Annotated in this window: 14 protein-coding genes; 7 read left to right on the top strand and 7 right to left on the bottom strand. The window is 58.8% G+C overall.

Features of this window, described 5'->3' with window-relative positions; genetic code table 11:
* Positions 1-15: 15 nt before the first annotated feature.
* Complete coding sequence (pbpC, locus tag ATO10_RS06695) at positions 16-2,040, bottom strand: penicillin-binding protein 1C (RefSeq protein ID WP_035249657.1); 2,025 nt, start codon at positions 2,038-2,040, stop codon at positions 16-18.
* On the bottom strand, positions 2,037-7,466 hold the full coding sequence (locus ATO10_RS06690; protein ID WP_051597989.1) for an alpha-2-macroglobulin family protein: 5,430 nt from the start codon (positions 7,464-7,466) through the stop codon (positions 2,037-2,039). Before ATO10_RS06690 ends, pbpC begins: the two co-directional genes overlap by 4 nt.
* Before the next feature lie 140 nt (positions 7,467-7,606).
* Here ATO10_RS06690 and ATO10_RS06685 point away from each other — a divergent pair, with 140 nt between their 5' ends.
* Positions 7,607-9,988 (top strand): response regulator, encoded by a 2,382-nt coding sequence (locus tag ATO10_RS06685; protein WP_051597988.1) that lies wholly within the window; start codon positions 7,607-7,609, stop codon positions 9,986-9,988.
* Here ATO10_RS06685 and yaaA read toward each other — a convergent pair.
* The 3 genes from yaaA to ATO10_RS06670 all read right to left on the bottom strand — a co-directional run bounded on the left by yaaA (position 9,985) and on the right by ATO10_RS06670 (position 13,148).
* Positions 9,985-10,755 (bottom strand): peroxide stress protein YaaA, encoded by a 771-nt coding sequence (yaaA, locus tag ATO10_RS06680; protein WP_035249655.1) that lies wholly within the window; start codon positions 10,753-10,755, stop codon positions 9,985-9,987. The two genes, ATO10_RS06685 and yaaA, sit on opposite strands and share 4 nt — an antisense overlap.
* Position 10,756: 1 nt before the next feature.
* A complete protein-coding gene (gene recQ / locus ATO10_RS06675; protein ID WP_035249653.1) occupies positions 10,757-12,796 on the bottom strand; it encodes a DNA helicase RecQ in 2,040 nt (679 codons plus the stop codon).
* Positions 12,797-12,860: 64 nt separating this feature from the next.
* Positions 12,861-13,148: a YggT family protein gene (locus tag ATO10_RS06670; protein ID WP_035249650.1), complete on the bottom strand. Its 288-nt coding sequence runs from the start codon at positions 13,146-13,148 to the stop codon at positions 12,861-12,863.
* Positions 13,149-13,278: 130 nt separating this feature from the next.
* Between ATO10_RS06670 and ATO10_RS06665 the strand changes: the two genes are divergently transcribed.
* The 6 genes from ATO10_RS06665 to arfB all read left to right on the top strand — a co-directional run bounded on the left by ATO10_RS06665 (position 13,279) and on the right by arfB (position 18,415).
* On the top strand, positions 13,279-13,809 hold the full coding sequence (locus tag ATO10_RS06665; RefSeq protein ID WP_035249648.1) for an acyl-CoA thioesterase: 531 nt from the start codon (positions 13,279-13,281) through the stop codon (positions 13,807-13,809).
* A 70-nt stretch (positions 13,810-13,879) separates the two neighbouring features.
* Complete coding sequence (locus ATO10_RS06660) at positions 13,880-15,250, top strand: MFS transporter (protein WP_035249645.1); 1,371 nt, start codon at positions 13,880-13,882, stop codon at positions 15,248-15,250.
* Positions 15,214-16,119 carry a penicillin-insensitive murein endopeptidase gene (gene mepA, locus ATO10_RS06655; RefSeq protein WP_155886706.1) on the top strand — a complete coding sequence of 302 codons (906 nt, stop codon included), beginning with the start codon at positions 15,214-15,216 and terminating at the stop codon, positions 16,117-16,119. The genes ATO10_RS06660 and mepA overlap by 37 nt, the downstream gene beginning before the upstream one ends.
* Positions 16,092-17,015: an esterase-like activity of phytase family protein gene (locus ATO10_RS06650; protein WP_035249643.1), complete on the top strand. Its 924-nt coding sequence runs from the start codon at positions 16,092-16,094 to the stop codon at positions 17,013-17,015. The genes mepA and ATO10_RS06650 overlap by 28 nt, the downstream gene beginning before the upstream one ends.
* Before the next feature lie 63 nt (positions 17,016-17,078).
* Complete coding sequence (locus ATO10_RS06645; RefSeq protein WP_035249641.1) at positions 17,079-17,702, top strand: queuosine precursor transporter; 624 nt, start codon at positions 17,079-17,081, stop codon at positions 17,700-17,702.
* Positions 17,703-17,995: 293 nt separating this feature from the next.
* Positions 17,996-18,415 (top strand): alternative ribosome rescue aminoacyl-tRNA hydrolase ArfB, encoded by a 420-nt coding sequence (gene arfB, locus ATO10_RS06640; RefSeq protein WP_035249639.1) that lies wholly within the window; start codon positions 17,996-17,998, stop codon positions 18,413-18,415.
* A gap of 33 nt (positions 18,416-18,448) precedes the next feature.
* On the opposite strand, the gene ATO10_RS06635 is transcribed toward arfB, so the two are convergent.
* Positions 18,449-19,780 carry a HEPN domain-containing protein gene (locus tag ATO10_RS06635; RefSeq protein ID WP_035249636.1) on the bottom strand — a complete coding sequence of 444 codons (1,332 nt, stop codon included), beginning with the start codon at positions 19,778-19,780 and terminating at the stop codon, positions 18,449-18,451.
* Positions 19,777-21,069: a nicotinate phosphoribosyltransferase gene (pncB, locus tag ATO10_RS06630; protein ID WP_035249628.1), complete on the bottom strand. Its 1,293-nt coding sequence runs from the start codon at positions 21,067-21,069 to the stop codon at positions 19,777-19,779. Before pncB ends, ATO10_RS06635 begins: the two co-directional genes overlap by 4 nt.
* Positions 21,070-21,085 lie beyond the last annotated feature (16 nt).

Raw genomic sequence — 21,085 nt, 5'->3', positions numbered from 1 at the left:
GGGGGTTTTTCGTCTCTAACGCAGCTCAATCGCGGCTTTTGCCGCGCGCCCTTGGGCATCTATCACCGACAGGTTCACGAACCCCGGCATCGTCAGCGGCAGGATCGTATGGTGCTCTCGCAACCCGGTCAGGATTGGTGCGCCATTGGCAAGAACGGTGAACGGCGGCTGACCCTCGCGCAGCTTTAAAAGCACCCCGAAATCTGAACGCTCCAACGCGGCGCCATCGGGTGGGAAAGCGAGCTTCGGCCCGGAGGGCGCCGCGAAGAGCGCCTCCCGTGGGACAAAGCGCTTCAGCGGCTGAGGCAGCTGTGCATGGGTGACCGTAAGGGCGTTTTTAGGCGGATTAGGCAAGGATGCAGGTTCTAACATGGCGAACGCCTGAAACATCACCGGTGCGGCCAGATCTCCGCCAAAGGCACCGGGCACCGGGGTGCCATCTGCCCGCCCCATCCACACGGCGACAACATGAGCACCATCGAACCCCACGGCCCATGCATCGCGGTGGCCATAGGAAGTTCCGGTTTTAAACGCGACGCGCCCGCCTTGGACAGACTCCGGTGTGGGCGTGTCATTCAGAATGTCGGCCAAATACCACGCCGCCACCGGCCCCATGACCGGGGCGCCAAGGGGGGCGGGTACTTGTCCCATGCGCCAATGCAGCGGTACGGAACGCCCGCCATTGCCAATGGCGGCGTAAAGGCGCGTCAGACCCTCTAGCGTGACGCCCAAACCACCCAACGAGATCGCCAACCCCGCGGGCGCATCCCCCGGAAGTTGCGGCTCTATCCCTGCGCGGCGCATGTGGCTTATCAGCCGCGCCGGACCCAATTCCTGCGTCAAGGCGACGACAGGGATATTGAGCGACAGCTGCAATGCCCGCTGCGCGGTGATATCCCCACGATATTGGCCATCGAAGTTGCTGGGGGTATACGTGCCAAACGTGCTGGGCCGGTCGCTTAGAATGGTTTCCGGATGCGCCAGACCATCATCGAAAGCCAAACCATAAACCAACGGTTTCAGAGTCGAGCCAGGCGAGCGTAGCGCGGTGGTCATATCAACGAACCCCAACCGCGACGCATCGGAAAACCCGGCGGATCCTACCGACGCCAGAACCTCGCCGCTGCGGTGATCGGCCACGATGATCGCGGCAGAAAGGTGATCGTGGTCTTGTACCGCTTGGGCCGCGACGCGTTGCAGGGCGCGTTGCAGATCTGCATCCAGTGTCAGGTGATGCACATCGGTCAGCGGGGCTTGCAAAACGGCGCGGTCGGCAAGGTGAGGCGCGTCAGAAGGAAAGGCACGTCGGATAGGGGTCACAGGTTCAAGACGCGCCAAATCAGTCTCTAACACACCTGATTTAGCCAGTCTTTTCAGCACACGATCGCGCGCAGTGTTGGCGGCTTGTGGGTGCCGATCGGGGCGGCGACGCTCGGGCGACTGCGGCAGGGCGACCAAAAGCGCCGCCTGCGCCGAGGTCAGGCGTTTCGGGGGTTTGCCCAGCCAAGCATATGACGCCGCCCGCACCCCTTCGATGTTTCCGCCAAACGGGGCGCGGTTTAGATAGAGCGTAAGGATTTGCGCTTTGGAAAGTCTCTGTTCCAGCGCAAAAGCGACCCTAAGCTGCCTGACCTTGCCCCGCCATTGGCCGGTTGGACCGTCCTCCAGAAGTCGGGCAACCTGCATCGTCAGGGTCGACCCGCCCGACACAACCCGCCCATGGCGCAGGGCCTGCCAGACGGCGCGGGCCACGGCGCGTGGATCAACGCCGGCATGGCTGTAAAACCGCTTATCCTCATAGGCTATCAACATATCCAGATAAGCCGGATCGACCCCATCCAGCCCCACATTCAATCGCCAACGCCCATCAGCAACGGTATAGGCACGCAGCAGCTTTCCGTGACGGTCCAGCACTTCAATCGAAGTTTCAGCCACCAGCGGCGGAAGCGCCGTCCGCGCCACCCAGCGGTCAAACTGATCCCGCCCTGCCGCCGTAACCAGCAGCAGCGCAACCAGTGCTATGAGGCCATAGCGCCTCATTCCACCACGCTGGCCCGGCTCGAGGCACTCCACGCCCGACGGTCAGGGCGATACATGTCTTCGACGCTGGCGGCCGGGTGGTGGTACTCTCCCGGCGTGGTCGCGCGCAGGATATAGGCAAGCCGGAAGGGGTCAGTCGAATACCAATCAACCGCCGCCAGAAAGCGCTCTTGCCGGAACTCGGTGTTTTGCGTCTCGGATACGGGTGAAATCCAATCAAGGGCTGCGATGTCTCCGCCTCGTAACAGGTTCGGATTGTCGATCTCAAATCCGGCGGGCAGCGGGTCATTTATCATCAACCGTGCCTCAGAGGATTCAAATGGTTGCACCTCTAGCACCGCGACCAAACGGGTGCCTACAGGCACCTGATCCAGCGCCGCTGGTTGGCCTTCTAAGGTGTAATAGGCTCTGTTTATCGCGTATCCCGTGCCCCCCTGAGCCTGTGCAACCTCGGGCACACCGAAAGTTGTCAACGTCACCTGAGCGTCTTTGCCCGAACCATTGGTCAATACATGCCCCGCCTGACCATCGCGCAGCACCTGCACCAGCGGGCCGTCCATCGGCGCACCATCCAACAGAAACCCTGCTTGGCCTGCGCGGTCGATCAGGGCATTGGCGGCCAGCAAGGTCCAGACGGCCTCTTGCGTGGACCGCCCAGCGCTGCCTTGCATAACGAACCGCGCCATAGTGGCCGTGTCGATGGCGGTGGAACCGGATTCAGCGGCCAGGGCAAGCACCCCGGCGGCATCCCGGCGATGGGTGCCGTAATCTGAGCGCCATTCCAGCGATTCACCCCGGGCAACCTTGGTTCCCATTTGCCGGGCAGCAAGCGCAAACAAACGATCCGCCCGGGTTTGCTCTCCGTACATCGCCAGCGCCGCAGCAAGCTGCGCGGTGGCCAGAGGCGTGGCGAAATCCGCACCCTTTACATCGGCGTAGTAACGCAGATCACCAATGGCTGCGGCGCCCTCGCGTGCCAGAACCATCAGGGCATAGGCCAGATCCTCGCCGCCCTTGTCAAAGTCAGCAGCGTAGTTCACCTGATTTCGCAGATTGTCCATCGCGCTGGCAAAGGCCCGTTGCGGCACATCGAACCCGCGCGTTTTAGCCCGGCTCAGAAAATCTGAAACATAGGCATCCAGCCACAAATCCCCGCTGCCAGCGCGCCACAGGCCAAACCCGCCATTCGAGGCCTGATTTGCCAGCACCGCGTCGATGGATTGCGAGATCCGCGTGGCTGTTTCATCACGGGTCCCCAAGCCCATCGCCTGTGCGACCTGATCCAGATAAAGCAGCGGCAACGCGCGCGAGGTGACCTGTTCCGTGCAGCCATAAGGATAGCGATCCAAGGCCTGCAACAGGCCAGCGGTGTCAAACCGCGCAAGTGGCCCAAGCGTCAGCGTAGCGGAGCCAGTACCGTGCAAGAAATCTGCAAAAACGTCACTATTCAGGCTGAAATCATCCTTATTCGCCAATGTCAGGCGGTAGGTCTGCATGACCTCTGGATCGTTGACTTGAACCGGCAGGGTCAGTGTTTTGACCAGTTGCTTGCCATCAGGTGTGGTCAGGGCAACCGAGATATTGGCCAGCCCAGTTGCGCCTGCGGTTACCGGAACCGAAACTCGTGCCGATCCCAACTCGGCCAGATCAAGGCCCGAGGGCACCGCGCCCAATGCCACGCCTTCTGCGGTGACATCCAGTCCGATCCGGCCAGAGGGGCCCGTGGCATGGGTGATCTCTAGCAGCATACGCGCGGTGTCACCGGGTGCCATGAAACGCGGCAGGGAGGCTGTGACCACCACGGGATCGCGCACCAAAACATCAGCTTCGGCTTGCCCAACCCCCTTCTCGGACCAGGCAATCGCCATAAGTCGCACCGTACCGTTGAACGAGGGCAAGTCGAACGTGGCCTGCGCCAAACCATCGGCATCCACCTCTATGGGACCCGTGAAATAGGCAACCAAGTCCTCGGTTGGTGGCGGTGCTTGCATCTGCATCTGCTTGGCCGCATCCCCGCCTGAGCGCACCTGCCCCATCGCGCCGTTCATGCCATCAATCAGGCGGCCATAAACGTCTCGCAGGCCCATCCCCAGTTTGCGCTGGCCAAAGTAGTGGCCGCTAGGGTCGGGTGCGTCAAATCCGGTCAGGTTCAGAATGCCCAGATCAACGGCCGCTATGGTGGCATAGGCCGTATCGCCCGGCTGCACCCCGTCGACCCGCAGCGCCACTGTCAGCGGTTCCCGCGGTGCGGCCTCGGGGGCCACTTCGAAGCTTGCAGTCAATTGACGTGCGCCAGGATCGACCGGCGCATAGGCCAGCCCCAAGGCACGGGTCGGGTTGCGGCCTGCGGGCACGTCCATCGGTTGGATCAGAGTGGCCGTGACATAGGCGCCCGCGCCCCATTCATCCGTCACCGGCAGGTCGATCAGGTTTTCACCCGCCACCAAGTCCACCGGCATCATGTCGATCAAACGGTTCGACATCACCGTGACCAAGGCTTTGCCCGGGCTGCGCGGCACCACACGCAGGGTGGCAGTGTCCCCGGGGGCATAGTTGGGCTGGTTTAGTGACACTTCGAGCATGTCCGGCGTGCTGGAAGCATCCGCCGCCGCGTACCAACCAGCATAGAAGGTTGAGGTTGCCACGGCCATGCCGCCATCGGCCTGTTCCACCCGCAGTTCATACTGCCCCCAGTCCACCGGCAGCGACAATTTCAGGCGCCCCTGCGTCATGTCTGCTGTGCCGCTGTCGATGCGGGTGCGAGTGGTGACCGGCTCCCAATTCCAGCTGCCGTAAAGCTGATACCACTGGTAACGCGTTTCTATCCGGCTCAGTTGCCATTTGATCTGCGTTGGCATCGGCTGCGCCGTGGCATCCAGTGCCAGCAGATCAAACCGGGCTTCGGCCCCCTCGCCCACCACCCCGTCAAAGCCGGGCTTGATGCCAATCATCGGCGCGTTGGGGGAAAGAATCTGACGTATCCGTCGTTCAACCGGGCGGCCCGACCCTTCGCGAACACGGGCCGTGAACGTCGCCTCAAGTGGCACGCCAAAGGGTGAAACCTGAGGCAAGGCCGCCGCAATGCGGGCATTACCTTCAGCATCGGTACGATCCCCGGCGAAATATTCGGTGCGCGCGGCAAAAGGCGTGTCATGACGGCCAAACTGAAATCCCGGAAAGTCAGGCAGTTCGCGCTTGGCACGCAGGGTGACTTCGCCCTCGATCGGCAAATCCCCCGCTGGCGCCCCGAACAGGTACCGCGCTGCGACCCCCAGCATCGGCACATCGCCAAGCCGGATCGGGGTGTCGGGGAGGGTCAGGTCAAAATCAATGCGTTCGGGCAGGAAATCCTCGACCAGTACGCTCTGAGTGGCCAAGGGCGGCGCATCCGGGTCAGCGAGAACCGCCAAAGACCACGTCCCGCGCGGCACATTCCCGCCCAATGGAAGGTGAAACACACCGCCCCCCGCCACGGGAGCTGCTGTCTGGCGGCTATATTCCACCCCGTCGGGGCGGCGTAGGATCACCGTAAGCGGCACATCGGGGATCGCTTCGGCCTTTGCATCGCGGGCCAACGCTGTGACATGAATAACCTCGCCTGCGCGATAGGCGCCGCGATCAGTGCTGGCGAACACGTCAATCGGACCGGCGGGCGGGCGCCCCTCCACGCCTCGGTCAGACAGGTCAAATTCGGGGTCGGTCAGCGACAGAAACGCCGTGTCGTCCCCTTGTTCGACCATCACCAACGCCGGCGCAGCGCCCTTGCGACCCTGTGTCAGGGCGGTTTCAAACATGGCGTATCCGGCAGAGTTCGTCTCTGTTTCAGCCAAAACCCGGTTGGCGCGCGACAATAGCGAAACTTTCACCTGCGACGCAGGTTCCGCATTGGACAAGGCCCGCACGAACACATGCAGGCCGTCGGCGCCGCTCATTGTGGCAAGGCCCAGATTGGATATGACAAACCATTGTGTGGCAGCAGGCAGATCATAGGGATCGGCGCCCGGCACAGAGGCCTGCAGCGCATAGATTCCGGCGGGCAAGCCTTTGATCGCGTCATCCATCGGCAAGCGGGTTGTGACCTCTTGGTTCAGGTCCATCTGCACCGCGCCAGTGCCGCTCCACAGCTCTTCGGCGATGGTATCCCCGAAATTGGCCTGATCCCAGGCCGACAAGGGGCGGCCAAAGTATCCGTCCTGCATGGCGCGCAGCAGATTGCGGTCTGACACGCGGCGCAAGGTCAAGTCGACCGTCTCAAGATTGACCGTGACAATCGGCAGCGCCGCCTGCCCGGTTTTGGGCAGCACATAAGCCCGCCCGGGAAACCGCACAACGGGATCACGATCACCCACATATTGGGTCAGCTGCATATCGCGGATCAAAGTTTCGCCACTTTGCGCGGGCAGCCCCTGACGCAGAGTAAAACTATATCGTTGGCCGTGTTTCAGACCTTCCACACAGAGTTGGCGGCCTTCAGCTGATACGCTCAGTCCCGGTTCGGTCAGTTTCACAAAAGGGGTGTAATCAACACCGGCCGGGGCCAGTGCTTCGTTGAACTGGGCGCAAATACGCGGCTGGGCGGCGTTGTTATCAACATTGGTTTCGACCACGCGAAAACCATATTTTTCAATGGCTCGCTCCAGCGCCTCCTGAACATCAGTGCGTGGGGCAAGGCTTTGCGACAAACGCAGCGCCGGGATCATATCGCGCCCCCGCCCGCGTATTTCGAAAGCCCGTGACATCAGCTCTAGGGCGTTCGCGCGCACCTGCGCCGAGCTGCCGCGCAAATACCCGTTGATCGCAGCCCACAGCGCGCGGTTCTGATAGTCGCGCCGCTTGGAGCCATCGTTGGTTTTGATCGCCAACGCCAGATCGCCATAGCTGACCCATTGATCCGCGGCGTCTGTGAAGGTCAAAGCCGAGCCGGTAAACCGCATCGCGTTCACAAGATTGCCCTGCCCCTGCGCGGTTCCGGCAGCGTTCAACAAAGCGTCCAGATCCCAATCGTTCACGTAGTGGCGATTGGCCAAACCTACCGCGAAGTCACGGGCCGAAACGATATCGCGATCTGATAGGAATCCCAGCTCTGCGCGGCGCTCTGCCGCTTGTACCAAAACATCCGCAGGTGTGTTGATGACGATGGCCGAAAGCGCCCCTTCATAGGGGCTGCGGTCCTGAGCGTCTGACTTAGGAAAACAGCTGTTTGAGCGCCCGTTAAAAGTGAACGCGTTGCAACGATCATCCGACAAACACGCCCGCGCACAGGCCTGAAAGCTGGTGTCGAACAAAGATCGTAAATCTCCGCCCGGAAAGTCCACATCCCGAGAGATCGCGATGCGCCGTTCGGGTATTGGGTTTTGCTCTTGTGAGTGCACCGGAAGAAATGATCCGGCAAACAGGGCTAGGGCGGCTAGAGCAGATCTGAACATCAGAACACCTCAAACAATTCGATTTTAGGAAAGATGCTGACACATGCCCGGCATGATTTCCAACTTTTCCGGTGAATATTAACGGTGTCTTCACCGGCGCAGGAAAAGGATGGCCCGGCGTACAGGTGAGCAGGTAGATTATGAAAATTGAGAAAAGCGTTCCAAACACTCCTCAAAACACCGGGAGTGCGCTGTCACAAGCTGATCATCCTGTGATCTCGGAACGCCGCCTTTGGCATTCTCTGGACACGATCCGAGACGGGTTTGCCATTTTCGACTCTCGCGATCGTCTGGTGGTGGCGAATAAAGCCTACCTTTCAATTTTCGGCGGTGACCCCTCTGTCAAACCGGGCGTCAGCTACACAGAAATCGTCCGGCTGATCGCCAACGCCGGAATCATGGACCGTGAGGGGCGCACGGCCGAAGATTGGGTGGAACAGGCTCTATATCGCCGTGAACTGGACCCGATCCCCGATCTGGTGATCCGCCTGTTCAATGGCCAATACGTAAAGCTGATCGACAGGCGCACCGCATCGGGGGATATCGCCTGCCTGAACATCAATATCACTGAAAACATGCGCATGTGGGCTGGGGTGGAGGCCATTCCAGACGGGTTTGTGCTGTATGACAGCGATGACCGCATGGTGTTTTGCAATGACCGCTATCGCGAAATCTATACCGAAAGCGCCGAGGTCATGCAGGTTGGAAACACCTTCGAACAGATCCTGCGCGCGGGTTTGGAAAAGGGCCAATACAAAGCGGCAATCGGGCGCGAGGAAGAATGGCTGGCGAACCGCATGGCCGAACATGACCGCGCCGATGCGACGATTGAACAGCAACTCAATGATGGTCGCTGGCTGCGCATTCTTGAAAAACGTACCCCGGATGGCGGCCTTGTCGGGCTGCGGGTCGACATCACCGAACAAAAGAAACAGCAAGAGGCACTGGACAAAGCCCGGGTCGCGGCCGAGGCAGCCAATCGCGCCAAATCCGCGTTCCTGGCCAACATGAGCCACGAGCTGCGCACACCGATGAATGGTGTTGTCGGCATGGCAGAGCTGCTGTGTGAAACGGAATTAACGGATGAACAGCGCCTATACGCTGAAACCATCCGCAGTTCGGGCGAAGCACTGCTGTCTCTGGTCAATGACGTGCTCGATTTCTCGAAAATCGAAGCCGAAAAGCTGAAGCTCCACAACGAAACCTTCGATCTGGAACGTACGATCCATGAAATCGTTACGCTGCTCCATGCGACAGCACAGGACAAAACGCTGGACCTGTTTATCGACTATGACATGTTCCTGCCGACGCGCCTGATCGGGGATCGTGGGCGTATTCGTCAGGTGTTGACCAATCTAATCGGCAACGCGGTAAAGTTTACCGAAAAGGGCCATGTTCTGGTGCGTGTCGTCGGCTTTGAGGCCGGCGAAACAGGCAAGCAGCAAATCCATATTACCGTCGAAGACACAGGAATCGGCATCGCGCCAGAAATGCAGGGCCACATTTTTGGAGAGTTCAATCAGGTTGACGATCTGCAAAACCGCAAGTTCGAAGGAACAGGGCTGGGCTTGGCAATTTGCAAGCAATTGATCGAGATGATGGGCGGCGAGGTCTGGATCGAATCCGAGGTAGGGAAAGGATCCTGTTTTGGTATTCGCCTGCAGCTGCCTTTGGCCGTGGACGAGGTCGAACTTGATATGCGGCTGCCCAAGAAGCCAAGGCGCGCATTGGTGGTGGATGATCACCGCGTGAACAGAACCATTCTGGATCGCCAGTTGAGCCAACTTGGTTTTGAGGTTGTGAAACGCAGCACTGGCCAGAAGGTGCTGCAAAACATGCTACGCGACGGGCCGTTTGATTTGATCGTCACCGACTATCGCATGCCGGAAATGGATGGTTTTCAGCTGGCACAACAGATGCGTGAACGTGGGGTGAAAAGCCCCATCCTTATGCTATCGTCCAGCCCGACGGCCTTGCGCCGCGCCGCGCAAGAGCCTGCTGTCGACCTGGTGCTGACCAAACCCACGCTTCGACGCACATTGTTTGATGCCGTCGGCAACCTGATCAACGGCACCTTGCCCACGGGCGCCGCAAGCCTGGTAGAACCTGAACGCCCCATGCGGATTCTGGCGGCCGAGGACAACAAAACCAACACGCTGGTTCTGCAAAAAATGCTGCAAGGCACCGAACTGGAGCTGCAATTCGCCACCAACGGGTTCGAGGCGATCGACGCCTTTCAGGAAAAGCGTCCTGATCTGATCCTGATGGACATCTCGATGCCTCAGATGGATGGCAAGGAAGCAACCCGTTCCATCCGCGCCATCGAAGAGCGAAACCACCTAAACGCTGTGCCTATCGTAGCGCTGACAGCCCACGCAGTTGATGGCGAGGACTTCGAAGTTTTGTCAGCCGGCATGAACAACTATCTGACCAAACCCCTGCGCAAAGACAAACTGCTTGAGGTGATCCGCGACTATCACCCGGAACAATGTCTTCCATTAGAGCGCGATGAAACGGACTAAGCCGCGCCATCACGCAGGAATACTGGCTTGTCTGGCTTGGACAGCTCAGCGTCAAAACGATAGCCCCCGGCATCAAACTCGGTAAGGCTTTCCGGGTCCTTCAGCCGGTTTTCCATCATGAATCTGGCCATCGCACCGCGCGCCTTTTTGGCGAAGAAACTGATGATCTTGGGGGTGCCGTCTCGCAGCTCCATGAACACCGGCGTGATCACCCGCAGGTTCAGCGCCTTGGTATCTGCGGCGCGAAAATACTCAACCGACGCGCAATTCACCAAGACATCGGTCTGTGCCGCCTGCGCGGTCTGGGTCAGCCCCTGCGCCAACTGATCCCCCCAATAATCGTACAAAGACTTGCCACGTTCATTCGCCAGTTTTGTGCCCATTTCCAACCGATAGGGCTGAATTGCATCCAACGGCCGCAACAACCCATACAGGCCAGACAAAATGCGCAGATGATCCTGCGCCCAGCGCCGCGCGTCTTCGTCCAGGGTTTCAGCTTCGAGGCCCGCATAGGTATCCCCCGAAAACAGCAACGCTGCGGGTTTTTCGCCCGCGACACCGCTGCGATCAAAGGCCGCGAACCGGGCTTCATTCAACTGCGCCAGGGTGTCGCTAATTCCCATCAGCTTTTTCAAACCCGCCGCGCCCTGCTGTCCGGCCATATCAGCCAGATATGCAGCGTCATTTTGAAATTCAGGCTGTGTTAGAGCCTTATATTCCCCCGGTTCTTCATCCAGCCGCTTGGCCGGAGAAATCACTGCTAGCATCTTACCCCTCCTGCAACACGTTCAGGAACGCTGCGCCAAACCGTTCGGCCTTGCGATCCCCAAGCAGTCGTTTCATCGCTCCCATGTCGCCGGGCCGGGTGTCCGCCACCCGCGCCAGCAAAGACGCCGAACAGCTGAGCGGTTTATCCACCCCGCTTTCGCCCTGCGACAGGTCACGTTGCACTGCGTTCAATCGATCATAGATATCGCCGCTGGCGCGCCCGGCAAGTTTGCGGCGTTTGGGATGCATGTCTTCACCTGCGGCCCCTGTGATCACCTGCAAGAAACCATCGCCATAGCGTTCCAGCTTTTTCTGCCCCACGCCGTTGACCCGCGCCATATCATCCAGCGTCTGAGGCCGCGTTTCGGCCATTTCGATCAACGTGCGATCGTTGAACACCATATAGGCGGGCAGGCTGGCGGCTTCGGCATAGGCGCGGCGCTTGGCTTTCAGCGCTGACAAAAGCGGCGCGTCTTCCTCTGATACCAGCGCCTTGGCAGCAGGGCGTTTCAGGCCCTTGCGGATCGTATCGCGGCGCAGGGTGATGCTGTCTTCGCCCTTCAGGATCGGACGCGCGGTCTGGGTCATGCGCAGCGCACCGTGGCGCTCTGGGTCGGGGCGAACCAAATCATGCCCCATCATCTGCCGAAACACCGCTTGCCAACCGCGTTTGTCAAATTCTCGCCCAACGCCATAGGTGGGCAGCTGATCATGACCGCGCGCCCGGATTTTATCGGTGTCATTGCCCAACAGAATGTCGATCAGGTGCCCGGCGCCGAAATACTCCCCCGTGCGCAAAATGGCCGAGAGCGCTTTGCGTACGGCCTCGGTTCCGTCAAACAATTCTGGCGGGGTCTCGCACAGATCACAATTGCCGCAGGGGTCTGCCACCTCGCCGAAATAGCCCAGAAGGACCTGACGACGGCAGCCCAGCGCCTCGGCCAAGCCCAACAACGCGTTCAGGCGCCCATGATCGGCCATGCGCCGTTCCGCCGGGGCAAGGCTTTCGTCGATCTGGCTGCGACGCAAACGGATGTCGTCAGGGCCAAACAGCGTAAGGGTTTCGGCAGGGGCCCCGTCACGGCCTGCGCGGCCGATTTCCTGATAATAGGACTCGATGGATTTGGGCAGATCGGCGTGGGCGACCCAGCGGATATCTGGCTTGTCGACCCCCATGCCAAAGGCGACCGTCGCCACTACAATCAGTCCCTCTTCCTGCTGAAAACGGGCCTCAACCGAGCGGCGCAGGTCTGGCTCCATCCCGCCATGATAGGCGCAAGCCGTATGCCCGGCGTCGTTCAAAGCCGCCGCCAAGCTTTCGGTCTTTTTACGTGTTCCGCAGTAGACGATCCCGGGTTGGCCCTTGCGCGCGGCGGCAAAGTTCAGGATTTGACTGCGCGGAGAATCTTTGACCTCAAACGCCAGACTGATGTTGGGCCGGTCAAACCCATGTAGAAAAACATCAGGCGCGGCACCATCAAACAAGCGGTTGATGATCTCGGCCCGGGTTTCTTCATCGGCAGTGGCCGTGAACGCGGCCAAGGGCACGTTCAGCGCGTTGCGTAACTCTCCAATGCGCAGATAGTCAGGGCGGAAATCATGGCCCCACTGGCTGACGCAATGGGCTTCGTCCACGGCGATCAGGCTGACGCCCGCGCGGCGCAGTAAGTTAAATGTCCCACCCGAGGCCAGACGTTCCGGCGCCATATACAAAAGCTTAAGCTCACCCGTATCAATGGCACGGTAAACAGCGTCTGTCTCTTCTTCGGTATTGCCCGAGGTCAGAGCCCCTGCCGCCACGCCCGCTTGTTGAAGCGCGCGAACCTGATCACGCATCAGCGCAATCAGAGGCGAGATCACCACAGTGACCCCTTCGCGGCACAGCGCAGGCAGCTGAAAACACAAGGATTTGCCGCCGCCCGTGGGCATGATGGCCAGCGTATTGCGCCCTTCAGTCACCGCGGCGACGATTTCAGCCTGTCCGGGGCGGAAGGCTTCGAATCCGAAAACGGATTCCAGTTGGTGTTGGGCGTTTTGCATTTGGTCGTGGGATCTCACTGCTCTGGGTGAGTTGTCCCACGATCAGAATCGACGGGCAAGGCCCTTAGGCAAAGGCGTAGAGGTTGTTCCCGATTACAATGCGCAGGGCGTAGATGCCGATCAGCACGATCAAAGGTGCCAAATCCAGACCACCGGTATCGGGCAGGATACGACGGATCGGGCCGTAGATTGGCTCGAGCAATCGATTTACCCCATGGTAAATCTGCGCGACCAGCGGCTGGTGCAGGTTCAGTACCTGAAAACTGATCAGCCAACTCATGATGATATGCACGATGATGACGAACCAGACGATATCAAGGATCAAAAGCAAAATCTGAAGCAGGGACAGCATTGGGCACTCTTCTTGGTGGCAAAGGTTCTCTTTCAACTAAGCGTGCGTGGGCGCGGTGACAACCTCTTTACGCGGCGTAGCGCTTGACGGCCCTTGCGGCGGCGGCAGTCTGTCGCGAAAGGAGGCGCCAATGTACCCGTTTTTCCGAATGGCCAAAGAGCTGATCAAATACCGCAACGCGCCTGATCTGGGCCTGTTGGACACACATGTGTCGCATCACATCTGCTGGCCCTGGGATCTGGATTTCTGGCTGGAACTGAACAACGGGCGCACCCTGATGATTTACGATCTTGGGCGCATTCCGATGGCACGACGGGTGGGCATGTTTGAGCCGTTGCGCAAGAACCGCTGGGGGCTGACCGTTGCCGGCAGTTCAGTGCGGTATCGCCGCCGCGTGCGGATGTTTCAAAAGGTCGAGATGCATTCGAAATGTATAGGTTGGGACGACCGGTTCATTTATCTGGTGCAAAGCATGTGGCGGGCGGGCGAATGTACCAGCCAGGCGCTATATCGCACCGCGGTAACTGACAAGAACGGCATCGTTGCACCCGCGCGCCTGCTTCAGTCGTTGAATCAGCATCAAGACCCACCAGAACTGCCCGAGTGGGTGCGAAACTGGATCACCGCCGAAGACAGCCGGCCCTGGCCACCCGCGCGTTAACATTCACTTGCGGTTTCCCTGCATTCCGGGTCTTATCGCCCCGTATTTCATGGGGATGAGAGGCGCACAGATGTCAATTAGACGGCGCATTTGGGGTTGGTTTTTCTTTGATTGGGCGTCGCAGCCCTATAACACCCTGTTGATCACCTTCATATTTGCCCCCTATGTCAAAGAAATCCTTGGCGACGGCTCTGCGGCACAGTCCGCTTGGGGCTTTGGCGTGGGCTCCGCTGGGCTGATGATTGCCTTGATGGCACCCATCCTTGGCGCAATCGCGGACCGTGCCGGGGGGCGCATGCGCTTCATCTGGCTGTTCTCGCTGCTGTATGTGATCGGTGCCAGCGGCCTTTGGCTGGCGGCACCCGATGATTTCAACCTGATCTTCATCCTGTTTCTGTTTGGCCTTGGCCTGATTGGGATGGAGTTCGCCACGATCTTCACTAATGCCATGCTGCCCGGCCTTGGCAGCCGCGAAGAAATCGGTCGTATCTCGGGCAGCGGTTGGGCCTTTGGCTATGTCGGCGGGGTGCTGGCTCTGGCGATCATGCTGCTGTTCTTTGCTGAATCCGCAAGCACCGGCAAAACCTTCATCGGGCTCGACCCTGTTCTGGGCCTTGACCCGAACACGCGCGAGGGCACCCGTGCCGTCGGCCCCTTTGTGGCGGTGTGGTTTGCGGTGTTCATGATCCCCTTCTTTCTTTGGGTGCGCGAGCCGCGCGACCCCAACGCCCTGTCGATCCGTCAGGCGGTCAGCTCGGCCCTGCCTGAACTGCGCACATCCCTGCGCCACCTGCCGCAAGATCGCAGCCTGTTCGCCTTTTTAGGCTCTTCCATGTTCTATCGCGACGCTTTGAACGGCATCTATGCCTTTGGCGGCATCTATGCGGCGGGCGTGTTAAACTGGAGCGTCATCGACGTTGGTATCTTCGGTATCCTCGCGGTGATCACCGGGGCGATCTTTGCATGGATCGGCGGCATCGCAGACTCGCGGTTCGGCCCCAAGCCCGTCATCGTGACCAATGTGCTGGTTCTGACCGCTGTCGCGATCAGCTTTGTGTTCATTTCGCGTGAAAGCGTTCTGGGCATTGCGGTTGGGCCCGAGTCAAAACTGCCCGACATCGCATTCTATATCCTTGGCGCAGTGATCGGCGCCGCGGGTGGCGCATTGCAATCGGCCAGCCGCACCATGATGGTGTTCCAAACCCGCGTTGGGCATGAAACCGAAGCCTTCGGACTTTATGCGCTGGCAGGCAAGGCCACATCTTTCGTCGCCCCCTTCGCCATCGGATTGACCACGGCCCTCACCGGATCGCAGCAACTTGGCATTTCTCCGCTCATCATTCTTTTTCTTGTCGGGCTTTTCCTGCTACGCTGGGTGCGAACCGACGCGCATCGAGATCGGACATGGGCCACCGCATCCTCAGATACCTCACCCTCCTGACACTGGTTCTGGCCAGCCCCGCTCTGGCGGCGGGCCCAAAGGCGAACCAGCTGTTTGGGGCCGAAAAACAAGGCTCGCCGCACCCGGCCGAAGCCTTCGGTAGCTATGCCAAGGGCTGCGCTGCGGGGTTGATTGCATTGCCTGAAACCGGCCCGACGTGGCAGGCAATGCGGCTTAGCCGGAACCGGTATTGGGGTCATCCTGTAACCATCGACTTCATCCAAGACCTAAGCCGCACAGCCGTTCAGTATGGCTGGGCCGGGCTTTACGTTGGCGACATCAGCCAGCCACGCGGCGGGCCGATGACCTCAGGCCATCGGTCACATCAGATTGGCTTGGATGCCGATATCTGGATGCTGCCACCCAAGCGTCTGAACCTGACCCGTTCTGAACGCGAAAACCTGTCTTCGATCAGCGTGCGCAGCGCAGATCAGCGCAGCGTCAACGGCAACTGGACCCAGGCCCACTATCTTATCCTGAAAGCCGCGGCGTTGGATGCGCGTGTGGATCGGGTCTTTGTGACCCCTCCGGTTAAGATTGAGATGTGCAAAACCGCGCGTAAATCTGACAAGAAATGGCTGCAGAAAATTCGTCCGATTTCTGGCCACCATTATCATTTCCACGTGCGCCTGAAATGTCCGAAGGGTTCAAAAGACTGTATCAAGCAAACCCCAACCGTTCGAAAATTGTCGAAAGGTGGTGATGGGTGTGACGAAACATTGGAATGGTGGGTCACCGATTACCTGAACCCGCCCAAGCCCAAACCCGGAGCAAAACCCGCCAAACCAGCCCCTAAAAAGCGCCACCCACGCGAATACATAATGGCGGACCTGCCCAAGCAATGCGCAAACGTTTTATCCTCTCGCTGATCGGGGCGTCGGTCGTTGTGGCCGGGATGCTTTCCGCGCGCACCGAGCAAGAAAGCTCTGCCAAGCTGACGTCCACTTTTACCTGGGCCTATGACCATGCCGACTTTGGCGGTTTGTCCGGTTTGGAACTGTCCCAAGACGGGCGCAGCTTTATCGCCCTGTCCGATCGCGGCGCGTTTGTAACCGGCAAGATCACCCGTAAAAACGGTAAGATCGCCAATATCTCGGACATCGTGCTTTCGCCGGTCAAGAACACCAAGAACACCCAAATTCGCGGAAAAGAGGCAGATTCCGAAGGGCTTGCCCTGCGCGAAGATGGTCGGTTGTTTGTCTCGTTTGAAAACTACCATCGTGTTTGGACCTACCGCGATACCGATTCCGAAGCGGCGTGGTTGCCGCGCCATGATGCGTTCAAGACGCTGCAACGCAACTCTGCGATGGAAGCCTTGGCGATTGCACCGGATGGTGCGCTCTATGCTTTGCCCGAACGTTCTGGTCGCAAGGCACGCCCCTTTCCGGTTTATCGCTATGCAGATGGCACATGGAGCCAACCGTTCACCTTGCCTCGGCGTGACGACTTTCTGGCAGTCGGGGCCGATTTTGGCCCGGATGGAAAACTCTATCTGCTGGAACGGGATTTTCGCGGAGTTCTGGGGTTTCGCAGCCGGGTGCGCCGGTTCGATGTGGATACCAACGGCGTCAGCAACGAAGAGACGCTCTTAACAACCCGCACCCCGATCCATGACAACCTTGAAGGGCTGGCGGTTTGGCAGGATGACACCGGTGCGATCCGCCTGACCATGGTGTCTGACGACAACTTCCGCTTCTTCCAACGCACAGAGCTGGTTGAATACACGCTGAACGAAACGCTTGATTTCGCCCAAACCAAGCGTTAAGCGGGCGCGTCCGCCATGAGGGCGGGCCAAGTCGCCGCTACCTTGTAAAAACGGATCAAAACCATGAACCGCTCTATTCTTCCTGGCGTTATCGCCATGGCCGCCATTGTCGTGGCCTCAAATATCCTCGTGCAATTCCTGCTGGGCAACTGGCTGACCTACGGGGCCTTTACCTATCCGCTGGCCTTCCTTGTGACCGACGTGATGAACCGCGTGTACGGCGTTGGCCCGGCACGCAAAGTCGTGTTCGTCGGCTTTGTCGTGGGCATCATCTGTTCGTTCATCGGCACCCAGATCATGGGTGAGTTCGGACCGCTGGTCACCCTGCGTATCGCGATTGGCTCGGGCCTGGCGTTCCTGACGGCACAGCTGTTGGACGTGGCCATCTTCAACCGCCTGCGCGAAGGCCTGTGGTGGAAAGCGCCGCTGGCCTCGACCCTGATTGGCTCGTCGGTCGATACCGCGATTTTCTTTACAATCGCTTTCTCGGGCGCACTGACCTTTATCGAACCCGCCAACGACGTTTCGTGGGCCGGTGAAATGCTGCCCCTGTTGGGCGCGGGACCCGTTGCACCCCTGTGGGTTTCGCTGGGTTTTGCTGACTGGCTTGTCAAACTCTCCCTTGCGTTGATCGCTTTGGTGCCATTCCGCCTAATTGTTGGGCGTATGATGGCACGGGTTGCGTAATTTGTTTTGACAAATACTAGATATGTGGCACCCTTTCTGTAACGGCAACAGCAGAAAGGAGGTGGTCCAGTGTCTAGAGTGATGTTGGAGAGAGGGATCAGAACAGTCAGGGGGGCCGTGGTCTTAGAGCAGTCTTGAAGACCGAACACCTCTGATTGGGCATGGCTCTAACTGGACCATCTCCCAAAGATCTCGAAGGGCTGTCTGATCTGGACAGCCCTTTTTCTTTGCAAGACTCCTTTAAAGAACGCGGTGGCTTTCGGGGCATGTTTTAAAGGTTTAAAGTGCCCAGAATGCTGCAGATCAACGATCAAATCACCCTCGCCGACTGGGAACTGACCGAGCAATTCGTGCGCGCCTCCGGCCCCGGCGGGCAGAATGTGAACAAGGTGTCCTCGGCCGTGGAACTGCGGTTTGAGGCCGCCCGTTCCCCCAACCTGACCGACCCGGTGAAACGCCGCCTGCAACGACTGGCCGGACGACGCTGGACCAAGGACGGCGCCATCGTGATCTTCTGCGACGAAACCCGCCATCAGGCGCGGAACCGGGATATCGCGCGGGAACGCCTGGCCGAACTGATCCGCAAAGCGCTGGTCACGCCGAAACGGCGGATCAAAACGAAACCGACGAAGGGGTCTGTGCGACGGCGGCTGGAGGCGAAGAAACAGCGTGGGGAGGTGAAGGCGTTGCGGGGGAAGGTTTCGCGCGACTAATGTCCTTCGAAAGGTCGCGAGATAGAAGCTAGTTTAGTCGTTGTTTTTAGGCCAAGGCCCGCCATGACTAGCACTTTTTAACTCGTTTATGAAATCTTGTCGCGGACGAGATAGATCAACCTCAGAGAAAACCACTGATAGTGTGCTCTCACAAATGTGTTGAATGTTGTTTGCATTTAGCCAATGTGCTGCTCGGCGGCCTTGGTGAACAACCGAAGACCTTAGCGCATACAATTTCTTAATCTCTTTATATGTTCTTTCTCTATCGGTTGCCGTTTCCGAAAGTACAACGCTCGTCAGTCTTGCGATGGTCTCTGCAACGGGCGAAAAAGCGTCCTTCTCGGATAATAGAGATTCCAGAGCGGTGAAGAAATTTAGCAGGCGTTCTGAGTGGTCAACACATTGACGCCCCCTCGAGCACCAACCAAATGCATTTGCCAAGTGTTCGCCTACAGAATTAGGCTTTGCCTCAAACAACGAATTTAGGCGGTTTTGAAACTGTTGGTCGTGAAAGCGGTCAGCAAAACTTGCGTCCACTTTGTACTGACTTGCCCACGACTGTCCGCCGGGCTTCAAGATTTTTTCGTGATGTATGATGCCTCGTTTAGAGTTTTTCGCATGTCCAAAAGGGGATAGCTCTGATTGACCCAACCTAGGACGAAGGCAATAATCCGGCCGTCGCAAACCAACTCGAATAGCCGTCATGAAAACATCAATCATCCATTTGGCCGATTGCTCAGTCAGGTCAGCCGGCGACTGCGATCTTACCCACCAAACTGTCCCGAAAACTGTGAACGCGCTTTCCATATCTACCGGCGATCGCGGCCAAGCCTCGGGAGAACTCTTGAGCTGCCAGCTTTTGCCGGTTCTTGGCAACTCCGCTTCGGCAAGAAAACTGTTTGCCGCCATCACCGATACATACTTTGATCTTAGTTCTAGCCCTTCATCTTCGAAACGGAACAATTCACACGGCCCCACAAAATCGTAATGTTCCGTGGCACTCTCGACTAGTTTTGTGAAGAATAGTTCTGCAGCGTCATCAGTATTGTCTTCGTCGATAGTTCCATCAAATTCTCTCAATACAGCGGATACTATGGAGTTAGTTGATTTCCTAATGGCTTCCACGCTGGCCCTTTCGGTTCCCGCCACATCGACAAACTTTTCTGCAAGTTCCAGAGCTTTGACCGACACTTCTCGGCTTTCTCTGAACACGAAACCGCCGTGAATGCCAAACGAAAGGTTTTTGAATGCTTCTTGGGCTTCTTCCTCTGTGTCACATAATGAGCCAAGCGCTGTCTTGAAGAACTCGTCGGACGTCGCTTTGCACCTCGAACGAAGCTTTTGTTGAAGCGCCGATGAGTTCATACGACAACCTCCTGCGCGGTTTGTTCCCCAACCCCAAACACCCGTTTATACCGTTCGACCTGGTCGGTGGGGCCCATGGCTTTGTTGGGGTTGTCGGAGAGTTTGACGGTGGGTTGGCCGCCCGCAGAAACCGCTTTGCAGACCAGGGAGAATGGCGCCAAAGCGTCATCGGGGACCAGTCCTCGGAAGTCGTTGGTCAGCAGGGTGCCCCAGCCGAAGCTGGGTTTTACGCGGCCTTGAAACTGCTGATAGAGGTCGATGATTTTGTCCTCGTTCAGCCCATCCGAGAAGATCACCAGTTTCTCGCGCGGGTCTTCGCCGCGGGATTTCCACCAGTCAATCGCCACTTCGGCGGCGGTGGCCGGATCACCGGAGTCAATCCGGATGCCTGTCCAGCCGCTCAGCCAGTCGGGGGCGTTTTCAAGGAAACCTTTGGTGCCGTAGGTGTCGGGCAGGATGATGCGCAGGTTGCCTTCGTGTTCTTGCTGCCAGTCGGCCAGCACCTGATAGGGGGACTGGGCCAGCGCGGTGTCATCCTTGGCCAGCGCAGCATAGACCATGGGCAGTTCGTGGGCGTTGGTGCCGATGGCCTCCAGATCGCGGTTCTTGGCGATCAGGCAGTTGGAGGTGCCGACAAAGGACTTGCCCAGCCCCTCGGTCATGGCCTGCACGCACCAGTCCTGCCACAGGAAGGAATGCCGTCGCCGGGTGCCGAAATCGGCGATGCGCAACCCGGGGTGTGCGCGCAGGTGTTCGACCTTTTCCCACAGTTTCGTCATGGCGCGGGCATAGAGCACCTGAAGTTCGAACTTGCCCATTGGCCCCATGACGGCGCGGGAGCGCAGCTCCATGATCACGGCGAGCGCGGGGATTTCCCACATCATGACCTCGGGCCAGCTGCCTTCGAACGTCAGCTCATACTGGCCGTCGCGCTTTTCAAGGTGATAGGGCGGCAGTTGCAGGGTTTCGAACCACTCCATGAAATCGGATTGGAACATCTGGCGTTTGCCGTAAAACGTGTTGCCGCGCAGCCATGTGCTTTCGCCGCGTGTCAGGCGCAGGGTGCGGATGTGGTCCAGCTGCTCGCGCAGCTCGCCCTCGTCAACCAGATCGGTCAGACGGATGGATTTGGTACGGTTGATCAGGCTGAAGGTGACTTGGGTGTCGGGCTTGTTGTGAAACACCGACTGGCACATCAACAGTTTGTAGAAATCGGTGTCGATCAGGGACCGGACGATCGGGTCGATCTTCCATTTATGGTTATAGACCCGCGTTGCGATATCAACCATCGCCCCTCCCCGACCG

It is taken from the genome of Actibacterium atlanticum, from assembly GCF_000671395.1.
Lineage (GTDB): Bacteria > Pseudomonadota > Alphaproteobacteria > Rhodobacterales > Rhodobacteraceae > Actibacterium_D > Actibacterium_D atlanticum.
The sequence above is the reverse complement of the archived record's forward strand: the minus strand, read 5'-3'. Positions and strand labels throughout refer to the sequence as shown.

Excerpts from the sequence above, each read along its gene's own strand:
- pncB (WP_035249628.1), bottom strand. The coding sequence starts at position 21,069 with ATGGTTGATATCGCAACGCGGGTCTATAACCATAAATGGAAGATCGAC.
- arfB (WP_035249639.1), top strand. The coding sequence starts at position 17,996 with ATGCTGCAGATCAACGATCAAATCACCCTCGCCGACTGGGAACTGACC.
- recQ (WP_035249653.1), bottom strand. The coding sequence starts at position 12,796 with ATGCAAAACGCCCAACACCAACTGGAATCCGTTTTCGGATTCGAAGCC.
- yaaA (WP_035249655.1), bottom strand. The coding sequence starts at position 10,755 with ATGCTAGCAGTGATTTCTCCGGCCAAGCGGCTGGATGAAGAACCGGGG.
- ATO10_RS06685 (WP_051597988.1), top strand. The coding sequence starts at position 7,607 with ATGAAAATTGAGAAAAGCGTTCCAAACACTCCTCAAAACACCGGGAGT.
- ATO10_RS06660 (WP_035249645.1), top strand. The coding sequence starts at position 13,880 with ATGTCAATTAGACGGCGCATTTGGGGTTGGTTTTTCTTTGATTGGGCG.
- ATO10_RS06650 (WP_035249643.1), top strand. The coding sequence starts at position 16,092 with ATGCGCAAACGTTTTATCCTCTCGCTGATCGGGGCGTCGGTCGTTGTG.
- ATO10_RS06665 (WP_035249648.1), top strand. The coding sequence starts at position 13,279 with ATGTACCCGTTTTTCCGAATGGCCAAAGAGCTGATCAAATACCGCAAC.
- mepA (WP_155886706.1), top strand. The coding sequence starts at position 15,214 with ATGGGCCACCGCATCCTCAGATACCTCACCCTCCTGACACTGGTTCTG.
- ATO10_RS06670 (WP_035249650.1), bottom strand. The coding sequence starts at position 13,148 with ATGCTGTCCCTGCTTCAGATTTTGCTTTTGATCCTTGATATCGTCTGG.
- ATO10_RS06690 (WP_051597989.1), bottom strand. The coding sequence starts at position 7,466 with ATGTTCAGATCTGCTCTAGCCGCCCTAGCCCTGTTTGCCGGATCATTT.
- ATO10_RS06645 (WP_035249641.1), top strand. The coding sequence starts at position 17,079 with ATGAACCGCTCTATTCTTCCTGGCGTTATCGCCATGGCCGCCATTGTC.
- ATO10_RS06635 (WP_035249636.1), bottom strand. The coding sequence starts at position 19,780 with ATGAACTCATCGGCGCTTCAACAAAAGCTTCGTTCGAGGTGCAAAGCG.
- pbpC (WP_035249657.1), bottom strand. The coding sequence starts at position 2,040 with ATGAGGCGCTATGGCCTCATAGCACTGGTTGCGCTGCTGCTGGTTACG.